Origin of the sequence: Roseivivax sp. THAF197b (assembly GCF_009363255.1) — a bacterium.
GTDB lineage: Bacteria > Pseudomonadota > Alphaproteobacteria > Rhodobacterales > Rhodobacteraceae > Roseivivax.
The window spans coordinates 687431-700886 of record NZ_CP045318.1 but is presented as its reverse complement, the minus strand read 5'-3'; the positions used below and the strand labels follow the sequence as shown (position 1 = coordinate 700886).

The window sequence follows — 13456 nt, the reverse complement described above, 5'->3', positions numbered from 1 at the left end:
GACGCTCGATCCAACCCACGCCTCGCGACCATCCCGAATGCGGTATGCGTAAGCAAATGTGCTCAACAGACTCGCCGCATTCTGATAAAAAGCGGGGCATACCGCAGGGCCGGGATGGCATTGCAGCGCAATGGCGCGGCGCCGATGCCGGATCTGCACCCGCGTCATCGATGCAAAACCTGCTTCGGTCCAGAGGGATCAGGCGGCGAAGGCATTCTCGATGATCCGGATCTCGCCATGAGCGTTTTGCAGCGCCACATCGAAACGCATCTCCGTCAGGGCGCCGCGCGGCTCCCCTGCGAGGAATTCCTCTGCCGCAGCACAAAGCCGCGTCATCTGGCGCGGCGAGACACGTTCCGCCGCCCGTGAGAAAGACCGGCTTTTCTTCACTTCGACAAAAATCAGGGCCTCGCCATCGCGCAGGATCAGATCGACCTCGCCCGATTTGCCGCGCCAACGCGTCCGCGCGATCGCATATCCGCGGCGTTCGTAATCCGCCGCAACGCCACTTTCGGCAGACAGCCCGCCGAGATACGCCATCTTGCCGAGGTCCGGATTAATCATTCCCATCGCGCGCGTTTTCCTGCAACTTCATGGCCTGTTGATAGACGGGCCGTTTTTTCACACCGAACATGGCAGAGACCGCTTCGGCGGCATCGCGCACCGACATCGTCTTCAGCGCCTCTTCCAACGCGACCGTAACATCCGATTCGCTAATTTTTTCCTTATCTGCCCGCGATATCAGCACGACGATCTCGCCCCGCGCCTGTTCATCCTGATAGTGATCCGCCAGTTCCTCGAGCGATCCCGACCGGACCTCTTCGAATTTCTTGGTCAGCTCGCGACAAACGGCAGCCGGACGCTCCGCCCCGAGGGTTTCCGCCGCGGCGCGCAGCATCGCGCCCAGCCGCTTCGGGCTTTCGTAGAACACGAGTGTCGCAGGAATACCGGTCAGCTCGGACAGCGCCGCGCGGCGGGCGCCCGAAGCATTGGGCAGAAACCCCGCAAAGAAGAACCGGTCCGTCGGCAGCCCCGCCACCGTCAGCCCTGCAATGACCGCAGCGGCCCCGGGGGCAGCGGTCACTGGATATCCTGCATCGCGCGCGGCGCGGGCCAGATCGAAGCCCGGATCGGAAATCATCGGAGTGCCCGCCTCCGACGCGTAGGCGATCGTCTTGCCCTCGGCCAAGGCCGCCAGCAGCTTGGGGCGCATCGCGGCCCCGTTATGCTCATGATAGGAGAGGCAGGGCCGCCCGCCCAGCGCCACGCCATGGATCTCCAGAAGGCGCCGCAGCGCGCGGGTATCCTCGGCCGCGAGGATATCGGCCTCCGCCAGCACATCGAGCGCTCGAAGCGTGATGTCGCGCGCATTGCCGATCGGTGTCGACACAAGGGTGAGACCGGGCGAAACCTTGCTCTTTGCCGATATCATGGTTGGACCCGCCCCCGCGCTGTTCTACTCTGCGTCCGGATAATAGCGGCGATCCGGACCGGTCGCTCGAAATCAGGACCGAGGGGGCCCCGTATCACGATGTTTGCTGTATTCAAAACCGCCCGTCGCAGCTTGCGCGCATTATGCGCCGCTGCGGGCCTGTTCACCCTGGCCGCCTGCGATGTGGGCACGCTCACCTCCTCCCTTCCCGGAGGCGGCACCAGCGTCGACCCGTCGCGTCCCGTCCCGGTGGCGCTTCTGATCCCGCGCTCGGACAGCGGTGCGGGCAACATTCCGCGCGATCTGGAAAACGCCACGCGGCTCGCCATGCAAAGCCTCGACGGTGTGTCCGTCGATCTGCGGGTCTATGACACGGCAGGCAACCCCGCGACCGCAGGCGCCGTTGCACAACAGGCCGCAGATGAAGGCGCGGTGGTCATCATCGGGCCGCTTTACGCAGAATCCGCCAATGCCGCGGCCATCGCCGTGGCCGATGAGGGCCTGAACGTCCTGAGCTTCTCGAACAATCCCACGATTGCGGGCGGGAACCTGTTCATCCTCGGGCAGACCTTCCAGAACACGGCCGATCGCCTGATCGGCTACGGCGTACGCCAGGGCCGCAGCGATATCGCGGTGCTCTACCAGGACAACCTCGCCGGTCAGATCGGGCGCAACGCGATCCAGAGCGCTGCTGCGCGCAACGGCGCCCAGGTCGTCGGCGCGGAGCCTTACGCGCTCAACACCGAGAGCCTGACCGGCGCGATCGGACGGGTGAAGCCGCTCGTGGATGCGGGCACGGCGGACGCATTGTTCCTGACCGATAGCTGGGAAGGCGGGCTCTCCGTGGTCCTGCAACTGGCACCCGAGCAGGGAATTTCCCCCCAGAGCACGCAATATATGGGGCTGACGCGCTGGGATTCGCGCCCGGACGGCTTCCAGCTTGCCGGGATCGAGGGGGCCTATTTCGCGCTGCCCAACCGCAGTGCCATCGCGTCCTTCGAAAGCCGCTACACGGCGGCCTATGGTGCCGCCCCCCATCCGCTGGCCGCGCTGGCCTTTGACGGCATGGCCGCGGTCGGTGCGCTGGTGGGTCAGGGCCGAAACAACACGATCGGCCCCGCAGCCTTGACCCAGGGTGCTGGCTTCCAGGGCGCAAGCGGGGTATTCCGGTTCCGGCCCGACGGTACGAATGAGCGCGGGCTTGCCGTGGCAACCATTCGCAACCAGCAGGTGACCATTCTTGACCCCGCCCCTCGCGCCTTCGGCGGTGCAGGCCTCTGAGCTCCAGGGGCCGCCCGCAGCGGCCCCTGACCTGATCCTCCCACCCGAGGTCATTTTCGACCGCGACGCGGTACGCGACCGGCTTTGGTCGGCCATCGGGGATGCCACAGACGAGCGCTCCGTTCGCGAGGCCTGCGTGCGCGTGCTGCGCGAGGCGCGCGATGCCGGGCGCAAGGCTGTGGCGGAGGCCTTCGCGGAGGCGCCGTTCCGCGCCCATGCCACAACCCATGCCTATACCTACATCACCGATGGCGTCGTCGCGCTCACCTTCGAGATCGCGACGGAGCGGCTCCACCGCATGCCGAACCCCACCGAGGCGCAGCGCATCGCCGTCATGGCCGTGGGCGGTTACGGACGCGGCGAGATGGCGCCATTCTCGGATGTCGACCTGCTTTTTCTGAACCCCTACAAGATCACCGCTTGGGCCGAGAGTGTCATCGAATCGATGCTCTACATCCTGTGGGATCTGAAGCTGAAGGTCGGCCATGCCTCGCGCACCATCAAGGATTGCCTGAGACTGGGACGCGAGGATTTCACCATCCGCACCGCGATGCTGGAATCGCGCCTGGTGACCGGACATGCCCCGCTGGCCGAGGAGCTCGAGACACGGCTGCGCGAGGACCTCTTCAAGGGCACCGAAACCGAGTTCGTGACCGCGAAGCTCGCCGAGCGCGACAGCCGCCACGAAAAACAGGGCGGCCAGCGCTACATGGTCGAACCCAATGTCAAAGAGGGCAAGGGCGGTCTGCGCGACCTGCAATCGCTCTACTGGATCCTGAAATACGTTCATCACACCGATGATGCGGAAACGCTTGTCGGGCGCGGCATCTTCCGCCCCGAGGAGTTTCGCACCTTCGTCGAGGCGGAGAATTTCCTCTGGGCCGTGCGCTGCCATCTGCACCAGATTGCCGGCCGCGCGATGGAGGTGCTGAGCTTTGACATGCAGGTCGAGGTGGCGGACCGCATGGGCTTTTCCGATCGCGGCGGCCGCCGTGGCGTCGAGATCTTCATGCAGGCCTATTTCCGCCACGCGGTCGCCGTGGGCGATCTGACGCGCATCTTCCTGACCGCGCTCGAAGCCGAGCAGACGAAGGAAGCGCCCCTGCTCCTGCGCATCTTCAATCGCCCGCCGCGCACCCGGAAAGGCTATGAGGTGCTGAACGGGCGCCTGGCCATTTCCGACGATGCGGATTTCCTCGCGGACAAGATGAACATGCTGCGGCTCTACGAGGAGGCGTTGCGCACGGGCCTGCTGATCCATCCCGACGCGATGCGCCTCATCCAGGCCAATCTGCACCTGATCGACGACGACATGCGCAATTCCCGCGAAGCGCGCCGCATCTTCCTCGACCTGATGCTGAAACACGGCAATCCCGACCGCGCCCTGCGCCGCATGAACGAGCTCGGTGTGCTCTCGGCTTTCATCCCGGAGTTCGAACCCATCGTCGCGATGATGCAGTTCAACATGTATCATCACTACACGGTCGACGAGCATACCATCCAGTGCATCTGGCACCTGTCGGAGATCGAGCACGGCAACCTTGTCGAGGAATTGCCCGTCGCCTCGGAGATCCTGAACGAGGGCGTCAATCGCAAGGTGCTTTATGTGGCGTTGCTCCTGCACGATATCGGCAAGGGCCGGGACGAGGATCATTCGGTCCTTGGCGCCAAGATCGCCCGCAAGGTCGCGCCGCGCCTGGGGCTCAGCAAGGCGGAATGCGCGACGGTGGAATGGCTGATCCGGCATCACCTTCTGATGTCAGACATGGCCCAGAAGCGCGACATTGCCGATCCGCGCACGGTGCGCGATTTCGCCAAGGCGGTGCAGACGAAGGAGCGGCTCGATCTGCTTTGCGTGCTGACGGTCTGCGATATCCGCGGCGTGGGTCCGGGCACCTGGAACAACTGGAAGGCGGCGCTGCTGCGCGCGCTCTATCGTCAGACGCGTCGCGCCCTCGAATCCGGGATGGAGGCGCTCAATCGCGAGAACCGGGGTGCCGAAGCCAAGCAACTCCTGCGCGAGAAGCTGTCCGACTGGGACAAGAAGGATGTGCGCGCCGAGACAAGCCGCCATTACGAGACCTATTGGCAGGGTCTGCATGTGACCGCCCACGTGGTCTTCGCGGAGCTGCTGCGCGGGATCGACACCGACGAGATCCGCATCGATATCCATGCCGACGAGGACCGGGACGCCACCCGCGTCTGTTTCGCATTGGCCGATCATCCCGGCATCTTCGCGCGGCTTGCAGGCGCATTGGCGCTGGTGGGGGCCAACGTGGTCGATGCGCGGACCTATACGTCGAAGGACGGCTTTGCCACGGCGGCCTTCTGGGTGCAGGACGGCGAAGGGGCCCCCTACGAGACATCGCGCCTGCCCCGCCTGCGCTCCATGATCGAGCGCACGCTCAAGGGCGAGGTCGTGGCCCGCGAGGCGATCAAGTCGCGCGACAAGATCAAGAAGCGCGAACGCGCCTTCAACGTGCCGACCTCGATCACCTTCGAGAACGAAGGCTCGGAAATCTACACGATCATCGAGGTCGATACCCGGGACCGGCCGGGTCTTCTGCATGATCTCGCGCGCACCCTGTCGGAATCGAATATCTACATAGCCAGCGCGGTTATCGCGACCTATGGCGAACAGGTCGTGGACAGCTTCTACGTGAAGGACATGTTCGGGCTGAAATTCTACACGCCCTCGAAACAGCGCGTGATCGAGCGTCGTTTGCGCGCGGCGATCGAAGCGGGCGCCGAACGCGCGCGGGAGCAATAAGCGCAACCGTGCAGAAATTTATCTAAATTTCTGTCCGCACCACGCCTTCCTGCGCATCAGCCCCGGTGGCATTGGTGCTGCGATCCGGGCGGGCCTCAAAATCGTAATTAAGATTTTGGCGCCTCATCCGAAGCTGCCGTGGCAGAACCAGCCCGAGGACAAGGCTCCGCCATAGGCATAATACAGCCACAGCCGCTCGCCCCGGTCCGTCTCCACCCGCCAGTAATCGCGCTGACCCGAGCGCCAGTCGGGCTCCTCCAGCCACCATTCGGGGGCGATCCGTTCGGGGCCTTCCAGCCCGGTTGCGGAAAAGTCCCGCCCGCGCCAGCGGAATTGCCGCGGCGGATCGGGCGTGTCGGCCGCATGCACGGGCTCGGGCCGCCACAGCAGCAGCGGGCGCGGCGTGGCCGGACGCGGCCAGCCCGTCGCGGGTTCGGACCAGGCCGCCGCCAGCGTCAGCGCGGATTTCTCGGGGATATGGCTCGATGCCGGATGGCGGCGCGTGATCGCCTCGAGCCCCAGCCGCGCCCCGAGCCGCCCCACCAGGTCATCGAGCGCTGTCTGCCCCGACAGCCGCGCGGCGACCACCCGTCCCGCCTCCCGGTGCCCCACCGGATCGCGGGCATGGACCGGCTCGTGCATGCTCACATCGAGGCGCAGCATGTCGATGCCGAAGCCTGCATCGATCTCGTCCATCTTCATCGCCAGGAGCGGGCGCAGCCGCGCAGGATCGGCGCTGGGACGCGCAAGGCCCACGCCCAGCCATTGCATCGTCCCATCGGCGCGATATGCCTCGAGCCGCACCTGCCGCGCTCCGCGCCCCTTGCGGCTGAGTTTTTCGCAAAGCGGCGGCAGCATCCGGTCGAGCCCGGCCAGAAGGTCGGCCTCGAGCCCGATGGGCTCGGGCAAGCTCAGCCGGATCGAGAAGCGGTCAGGCGGGGCGGCGGGGCTGATCGGCTCAGGCGCCGCGCCCATCGCCTGATCGAGCCTGTAGACGAGCCCCGTGCCGAAGCGCCGCGCAAGGCTGGCGCGCGGCTGGCCCGCCAGATCCCCGATCCGCCGCAGCCCCAGCCGCGAGAGCTGCGCGACACTCTCTTCGGGCAGGCGCAGCGCGGCAATGGGCAAGGGCGAGAGCGCGCCATAGGTCTTGCCCGGGGCGGCGATGCGCGGGGCCTTCGCGGTCGCACCGCCCTCCCCCGGCCCCGAAACCTGTGGCAAGGCGGGCGCCGCCCCGCCCCGTTCCCAATGGCGCCGCTTGCCCGCCCGCGACCGCGTCGCCCGCGCCTCCTGATCGACCGCATCGCCCGTCCGGTGCGAGCCCGCCTGCGCCCCGCCATAGCGCGCGAGCGCCCAGGCCGCCCCATAGGTATCGGCAATCCCCGGCGAGACGCTGAGCCCCAGATCCGTGCAATCGAGCATGACCTGCGCCAAAAGCGCGGCCTCGCCGCCGAACAGATGCGCGCAGCCCGTCAGGTCGATCACCAGCGCATCGGGCTCCTCCCGCCCGACCCAGGGGGAAAACTTGCCCGCCCAGCGATGGAGCACCCCCAGAAAGGCTGCTTCGTGATGGGGATTGGCCCGCCGCGTCAGAAGATCGGCGCAGGCCGCATGGGCATCGCGCAATGGCTGGCCCGGATAGAGCCCGGCCGCACTGGCCGCAACCGACAAGGCCCCCAGCACCTGGGCGTTGCCGATCTCGCGCATGGTGGCAAAGGGCGCGGCACCGAGCGTCGGATCCTGGCGGATCAGCCGTTCGGCCCCGAGGCGCGGAAACCAGAGGGAGAGGATACGTCGGTTGGGCATGCGGGCAGCGCAAGTTTGTTCGCTCTTTGTTCTAATTCGCCCGACCCTGCGAGTCGAGTCCTCCCTCCCACTGGTCGCGAATGCGATTGCGCCTACCTACCGCCTCGGACACTTTCGCAGGAAAATCAGGATCGGAGGACAGATATGAAAACCCGTGCAGCCGTGGCGCTCGAGGCCGGAAAACCGCTCGAAGTGATGGAGGTGAACCTCGAAGGTCCCAAGGCGGGCGAGGTCCTCGTGGAGATCAAGGCGACCGGCATCTGCCACACGGACGAATTCACCCGCTCGGGCGCCGATCCCGAGGGGATCTTCCCGGCGATCCTCGGCCATGAGGGCGCGGGCGTTGTCGTCGAGGTGGGCGAAGGCGTCACCACGCTGAAGCCCGGCGATCACGTCATCCCGCTCTACACGCCCGAATGCCGCGAATGTGCCTCCTGCCTCTCGGGCAAGACCAACCTCTGCACCAAGATCCGCGCGACGCAAGGCCAGGGCAAGATGCCCGACGGCACCACGCGCTTCTCGATGATGGATGGCACGCCCATTCATCACTACATGGGCTGCTCGACCTTCGCCAATCACACCGTCCTGCCCGAGATCGCGCTCGCCAAGGTGCGCGAGGACGCACCCTTCGACAAGATCTGCTATATCGGCTGCGGCGTCACCACCGGTATCGGCGCGGTCATCAACACCGCGGGCGTCGAGATCGGATCGACCGCGGCGGTTTTCGGCCTGGGCGGCATCGGGCTCAACGTGATCCAGGGCCTGCGGCTCGCGGGTGCGGACAAGATCATCGGCGTCGACATCAACAACGAAAAGAAGGCCATGGCCGAGCATTTCGGCATGACCCATTTCGTGAACCCGAAAGAAATCTCGGGCACGGTTGTCGAGGAGATCGTGAACCTCACCAAGACCGATTTCGATCAGATCGGCGGGGTGGATTACTCCTTTGATGCCACCGGCAACGTGCAGGTGATGCGCGACGCGCTGGAATGCACCCATCGCGGCTGGGGCCAGTCGATCATCATCGGTGTCGCGCCCGCAGGCGCGGAAATCTCAACCCGCCCCTTCCAGCTTGTCACGGGCCGGGTCTGGAAAGGCACGGCCTTCGGCGGCGCCAAGGGCCGAACCGACGTGCCGAAGATCGTCGACTGGTACATGGACGGCAAAATCGAGATCGACCCGATGATCACCCATGTGCTGACTCTCGATCAGATCAACGAAGGCTTCGATCTGATGCATGAGGGCAAGTCGATCCGCGCGGTCGTGCAGTTCTGATCACATGTCTTGCGGCCCCGGAACGGAACCGGGGCCGCAACGCACCAATCTTCGTATCACGCGAGAAACCGGGCCGAACGCGCTGGACAAGAGACCCGGCGACATCGCCCCTTACCGTTGCCCGGTCGATGCGGTAAGGCCGGAACACAGCCCTCCCAATCCCCCGTCCCGAAGGACAGAGATCATGGCCAATTCCGATCGCAACTCGCTTCTCGCCGTGCTGATCGACGCCGACAACACGTCCCCGAAATATACCCGCGCGCTCTTCGAGGAGATCGCCACCTTCGGCGAGGCCGCGGTCCGCCGCTGCTACGGGGATTTCTCCAGCCATCACATGGCGGGCTGGTCCAAGGTCTCGGCGGAGTTCGGACTTGTCCCGCATCACCAGCCCGCGAATACCGTCGGCAAGAACGCCTCGGATATCGCGCTCGTGATCGACGCGATGGACCTCATGCATTCGGGCCGCTTCGACGGCTTCGTTCTGGTCTCCTCGGACAGCGACTTCACACGTCTTGCCTCGCGGCTGCGCGAACAGGGGCTCGAGGTTTTCGGGATGGGCATGCAGAAGACGCCCGATGCCTTCCGCAAGGCCTGCAAGCGCTTCATCTTCCTCGAGAACATCGCAGGCGCCGCCGAGGCTGCCAAATCCGGCTCAGCCGAGACCAAGGCCCATGGTAATCTCGAAGAGGCGCGCAACCTGATCTTCTCGGCGATGGATGCGATCGAGCAGGACGACGAATGGTACACGCTGGGCCAACTCGGCCAGTACCTGACCGCGTCCAACCCGGATTTCGACACCCGCACCTATGGCAAGCGCAAGCTGTCGGACCTCATCGCCGATCTGAAGGTCTTCGAGACCAAACGCTCAAGCGGCAATCAGCTTCTGGTGCGCCGTCTCGACTGAGATCCGGCCCGGTCCGGCAGCAAACCGAGCCGCGCACCGGGCCGAGCCTTGAACCTTTCAATGCCGGTCGGCGCGGGCATTGCGCGGTCGGCCCCGCTGCGCGGCGCACAGCAGCGCAATGCGCTCCCCCTTCCACCGCCCGACGCGATCCGCTAGTGCTGCGCGGCGTCCCGATCCGGGATTGGAAAGGCCCTGCGCGACATGAAACCCATCCGCCTTCTGTCCGGCATGATGACCGTGGGGTTCTGGACCCTCGCGAGCCGCGTTCTGGGCGTCGTCCGCGAGATCGTGATCCTCGCCCTGATCGGCCCCGGCCCCGTGCTCGATGCCTTTGTCGCGGCATTCCGCCTGCCCAACATGTTCCGCCGGTTCTTCGCGGAAGGCGCGTTCAACGCGGCCTTCGTGCCGATGTTCTCGAAACGGCTCGAGGCCGACGAGGACCCGCTCGGCTTTGCCCGCGATGCGGTCTCGGGTCTGGCCTTCGTCCTGCTGATCCTGACTGCACTTGCGCTTCTGTTCATGCCCGCCCTTGTCTATGCCACGGCGGGCGGCTTTGCCGGAGACGAACGCTTCGATCTGACGGTCGGCTACGGACGCATCTGTTTTCCCTATATTTTCCTGATCTCATTGGCCGCGCTTTTTTCCGGTGCGCTGAATGCGGGCGGGCATTTTGCCGCCGCGGCCGCGGCTCCGGTCTTTCTGAACATCATCGTCGTGGCCTCCATGCTGGCGGGCTATGCGCTGGGCGGCGAGGTCGTGCTCTGGCTCGTCTGGGCGGTGCCCGTGGCGGGCGTGGCGCAGCTCGCACTCGTCTGGGTCGCGGCGGAGCGGTCGGGCCTCAAGGTGCGCCCCGGACGCCCGGTCTGGTCGGACGAGATGAAGACGCTCGTGCGCATCGCCGTGCCCGCCGCGCTGGCGGGCGGCGTGATGCAGATCAACCTTCTGGTGGGCCAGCAGGTCGCCTCGCAATTCGACAATGCGGTGGGCTGGCTGTACGCCGCCGACCGGCTTTATCAATTGCCCTTGGGCGTCGTGGGCATTGCCGTCGGCATCGTGCTTCTGCCGGATCTTTCGCGCAGGCTGAAGGCCGGGGACGATGCGGGCGGGCGCGATGCGTTCAGCCGGGCCAGCGAATACGCCCTTGCCCTGACCATTCCCGCCGCCGTGGCGCTGGTGGTCATCCCGCTGCCGCTGGTGTCGGTGCTGTTCGAGCGCGGGGCGACGGGCCCGGACGATAGCGCGGCCATCGCCGTCGCCGTGGCGATCTACGGCCTCGGCCTGCCCGCCTTCGTCTTGCAGAAGACCCTGCAGCCGCTGTTCTTCGCGCGCGAGGACACGAAAAGCCCGTTCCGCTACGCGCTGGTCTCCATGGTCGTCAATGCGGTCATTGCCATCGGCCTTGCGCCCTTCATCGGCTGGATCGCCCCCGCCATCGGCACCACCCTGGCCGCCTGGAGCATGGTCTGGCTGCTGGGCCGCGGCGGGCGCCGGATGGGCCCGGTGGCCCGCCTCGACGACCGGTTCCGGGGGCGCATCTGGCGGATCATCGGCGCCTCGATCCTCATGGGCGGAGTTCTTTGGTTGACCGTGCTGGTGATCGGGCCCTATCTCGCAAGGGCGGGATGGCGATATCTGGCCCTTGCGGTACTGATCGGCATTGGCATCTTGTCCTATGGCCTTTTCGGCCAAATGCTAGGGGCTTTCCGCATGCGTGACTTCGCCAATGCCTTCCGTCGAAAGGCCCGCTGATCCATGACCCTGAAAGCCCTGATCACCGCCGCCGAGGTATACCCCGCGCTGGAACGCATGGTCGCCGCCGCCGAGGAGGAGGTGCTGCTCTCCTTCCGCATCTTCGACCCCGAAACGGCGCTCAGACTGCCCGAACTGCGGGATCGCGGGCTCATGACCTGGGCCGATCTCATCACGTCCGTGGCCCAGCGCGGCGCGCGGGTGCGGATCATCCTGACCGATTTCGACCCGCTCTTTGCCTCGCCGCTGCACCGCGCGGCCTGGGCCTCCGCCTCCCGCCTTGCCGACGAGGCCGAGGGGGATCTGCAGGTCCTCTGCGCGCCCCACGGTCAGGAAGTGGGCTGGGCGTGGCGGTCGATGCTCTGGCTCAAGATCGCCGAGAAGCTGCGCCTTCTGCGCGAAGAGCCCTCCGACAAGCTGACCCCGGTGCAGCGCGCCATGCTCAAGGTCCGGCCACAGCTCCGCCCCGTTTCGATCCACCAGAAATGCGCGGTGGTCGACGGCAAGGATTGCATGATCGGCGGGCTCGACATCAACGAACGCCGCTGGGACGACAACGACCACGACCGCCCCGGCGAGGAAACCTGGCATGACGTCTCCATGGCGGTCGACGGCCCTTTCGCCGCGATTGCGCGCGCACATCTGATCGAGACGTGGAACGCCGCTTTCGAGGGCGGCGCGGCCGATCTCGGAACCGATGCGGAACCGATGCAATCCGCGACCCGCCCGCAAGGCACGCAGGATCTGCGGCTCGTGCGAACGGTCTCGGCCCCCAAGCGCGGCCCTTTCGCCTTCGGGCCCAAGCTGCATCACCGCGAACACGAGGAGACGCTGATCCGGGCGTTCGGAGCCGCGCGCCGATCAATCTATGTCGAGACGCAATTCCTCCGCCACCGACCCATCACGAAGGCGCTGATCTCTGCCGCCGAAGCGCATCCCGATCTGAACCTGATCGTGCTTCTGCCCATCGAGCCGGAGCGTATCCTCTATGAAGGCGACCGCAGCCTGAACGCGCGCCACGCCCATGCGCTGCAGACCAAGGCGCTGAACGACATCGTCGCGGCCTTCGGGGACCGCGTGGCCCTGGTGACGCCGACGCGGCGGCACCCCTCGGATGACAGCGACTACGAGACGATCCATGGCGCAGCAGCGATCTACGTGCATGCCAAGGTGACCCTGATCGACGACGATTTCGGGATGGTCGGATCGGCCAACCTGAATGGACGGTCGTTGCGCTGGGACACCGAGGCGTCGGTGCTGTTCCGGGATGCCGAGGCGGTCGGCGACCTGCGCAAAAGGCTGGCCGAGAAATGGCTGGGGCACGCCGCGCGCGAAGGCAATATCGAGACGGCCGCGCTCTGGCGGGAGACGGCGCACGCCAACAAGGAACTGGCGCCCGGGGAACGGTCGGGCTTCGTCGTGCCCTACCCGATGGGTCGCGCGCGGCGCTTCTCGCGTTTCCTGCCGATCCTGCCTGCGGATATGTTCTGAGCGCGGGGCGACTTCGCACGCATGCGCGATTCGCCCCGGAGCAGCGGGCCTTGTCAGCGCTCCCGCAGACGCTCCATCAGGCGGGTGAAGCCACCGGGCACCAGCACGATCGATAGCGCAAAGCCCGCCACGAACCCTGCGATCTCCGCGATCCAGTAGGGCCCACCACCAAAGAGCAGGCCGAACACCAATTGCAGGCCAAGCAATACCCCGATCAATGAGAAAGCGCGGATCTGCGCCTCGCCCATCTGACCAAGCCGCAGCCACAGCAGATAGGTGAAGGCCCCGATCAGGCCGTAGATCGGCGGAAAGGCCCCGACGAGCGGCACGCGTCCGGCAAAGAGGCCGAAGACCACCGCCCCCGCGATCGCGCTTGTCACGAACACGGCTAGCATCCGCACGGGGCCCAGCGCTTCGGCCACGATCTTGCCCAATGCCAGCAGCATCACGCAGGCAAAAAGGGCCGAGGTGAAATTGCCGTGCACGAAGGGATAGGTGAGAAAGCGCATCATATGCTCGGGCGGAAAGACGCGGGTCTCGACCATCCAGGCCAGGATATCGCCCGAAAAGGCGTATTGCTCGACCGCCTGGATCCGCCAGCCCACGGCGCCCGGCCCGCCCATGAGCCCGCGCGCGCCCAGCGACAGGATCGCCTCAACGGCGAACATCACGATCACCAGCGCCGAGGTGACCGGCGGGATCGCGTTGAACGGGCTGACATTGTGATCGGTGCCTGACATCGCTCGGGGCC

General features: G+C 66.0%; 10 protein-coding genes. 6 read left to right on the top strand and 4 right to left on the bottom strand.

Annotation, left to right across the window (positions count from 1 at the left end):
- Window positions 1-198: 198 nt before the first annotated feature.
- Together FIV09_RS03515 and rsmI are read right to left on the bottom strand one after the other, a co-directional pair.
- Window positions 199-570: a YraN family protein gene (locus tag FIV09_RS03515; protein ID WP_172975616.1), complete on the bottom strand. Its 372-nt coding sequence runs from the start codon at window positions 568-570 to the stop codon at window positions 199-201.
- Window positions 557-1432, bottom strand: a complete 876-nt coding sequence (rsmI, locus tag FIV09_RS03510) for a 16S rRNA (cytidine(1402)-2'-O)-methyltransferase (RefSeq protein WP_152448694.1) — start codon at window positions 1430-1432, stop codon at window positions 557-559. Before rsmI ends, FIV09_RS03515 begins: the two co-directional genes overlap by 14 nt.
- Before the next feature lie 99 nt (window positions 1433-1531).
- On the opposite strand from rsmI, the gene FIV09_RS03505 reads away from it, so the two are divergent.
- Window positions 1532-2713, top strand: a complete 1182-nt coding sequence (locus FIV09_RS03505; RefSeq protein WP_152448693.1) for a penicillin-binding protein activator — start codon at window positions 1532-1534, stop codon at window positions 2711-2713.
- Window positions 2673-5483: a [protein-PII] uridylyltransferase gene (locus FIV09_RS03500; RefSeq protein ID WP_152448692.1), complete on the top strand. Its 2811-nt coding sequence runs from the start codon at window positions 2673-2675 to the stop codon at window positions 5481-5483. The genes FIV09_RS03505 and FIV09_RS03500 overlap by 41 nt, the downstream gene beginning before the upstream one ends.
- 123 nt (window positions 5484-5606) lie before the next feature.
- Here the strand turns inward: FIV09_RS03500 and FIV09_RS03495 are convergent, their stop codons facing one another.
- A complete protein-coding gene (locus FIV09_RS03495; RefSeq protein ID WP_152448691.1) occupies window positions 5607-7286 on the bottom strand; it encodes a DUF6504 family protein in 1680 nt (559 codons plus the stop codon).
- Between the two features lie 144 nt (window positions 7287-7430).
- On the opposite strand from FIV09_RS03495, the gene FIV09_RS03490 reads away from it, so the two are divergent.
- From FIV09_RS03490 to FIV09_RS03475, 4 genes are all read left to right on the top strand, one after another.
- Window positions 7431-8561, top strand: coding sequence for an S-(hydroxymethyl)glutathione dehydrogenase/class III alcohol dehydrogenase (locus FIV09_RS03490; protein ID WP_152448690.1), 1131 nt, complete (start codon window positions 7431-7433; stop codon window positions 8559-8561).
- 184 nt (window positions 8562-8745) lie between these two features.
- Window positions 8746-9465 carry an NYN domain-containing protein gene (locus FIV09_RS03485; RefSeq protein WP_152448689.1) on the top strand — a complete coding sequence of 240 codons (720 nt, stop codon included), beginning with the start codon at window positions 8746-8748 and terminating at the stop codon, window positions 9463-9465.
- A gap of 201 nt (window positions 9466-9666) precedes the next feature.
- The gene (gene murJ, locus FIV09_RS03480) at window positions 9667-11214 is read left to right on the top strand and encodes a murein biosynthesis integral membrane protein MurJ (RefSeq protein WP_152448688.1); all 1548 of its coding nucleotides are present in this window, start codon (window positions 9667-9669) and stop codon (window positions 11212-11214) included.
- 3 nt (window positions 11215-11217) lie between these two features.
- Window positions 11218-12705 carry a phospholipase D family protein gene (locus FIV09_RS03475; protein WP_152448687.1) on the top strand — a complete coding sequence of 496 codons (1488 nt, stop codon included), beginning with the start codon at window positions 11218-11220 and terminating at the stop codon, window positions 12703-12705.
- A gap of 53 nt (window positions 12706-12758) precedes the next feature.
- On the opposite strand, the gene FIV09_RS03470 is transcribed toward FIV09_RS03475, so the two are convergent.
- A complete protein-coding gene (locus tag FIV09_RS03470; RefSeq protein WP_152448686.1) occupies window positions 12759-13445 on the bottom strand; it encodes a rhomboid family intramembrane serine protease in 687 nt (228 codons plus the stop codon).
- Window positions 13446-13456: the final 11 nt, after the last annotated feature.

Excerpts from the sequence above, each read along its gene's own strand:
- FIV09_RS03505 (WP_152448693.1), top strand. The coding sequence starts at position 1,532 with ATGTTTGCTGTATTCAAAACCGCCCGTCGCAGCTTGCGCGCATTATGC.
- FIV09_RS03490 (WP_152448690.1), top strand. The coding sequence starts at position 7,431 with ATGAAAACCCGTGCAGCCGTGGCGCTCGAGGCCGGAAAACCGCTCGAA.
- FIV09_RS03515 (WP_172975616.1), bottom strand. The coding sequence starts at position 570 with ATGGGAATGATTAATCCGGACCTCGGCAAGATGGCGTATCTCGGCGGG.
- FIV09_RS03495 (WP_152448691.1), bottom strand. The coding sequence starts at position 7,286 with ATGCCCAACCGACGTATCCTCTCCCTCTGGTTTCCGCGCCTCGGGGCC.
- murJ (WP_152448688.1), top strand. The coding sequence starts at position 9,667 with ATGAAACCCATCCGCCTTCTGTCCGGCATGATGACCGTGGGGTTCTGG.
- rsmI (WP_152448694.1), bottom strand. The coding sequence starts at position 1,432 with ATGATATCGGCAAAGAGCAAGGTTTCGCCCGGTCTCACCCTTGTGTCG.
- FIV09_RS03475 (WP_152448687.1), top strand. The coding sequence starts at position 11,218 with ATGACCCTGAAAGCCCTGATCACCGCCGCCGAGGTATACCCCGCGCTG.
- FIV09_RS03470 (WP_152448686.1), bottom strand. The coding sequence starts at position 13,445 with ATGTCAGGCACCGATCACAATGTCAGCCCGTTCAACGCGATCCCGCCG.
- FIV09_RS03485 (WP_152448689.1), top strand. The coding sequence starts at position 8,746 with ATGGCCAATTCCGATCGCAACTCGCTTCTCGCCGTGCTGATCGACGCC.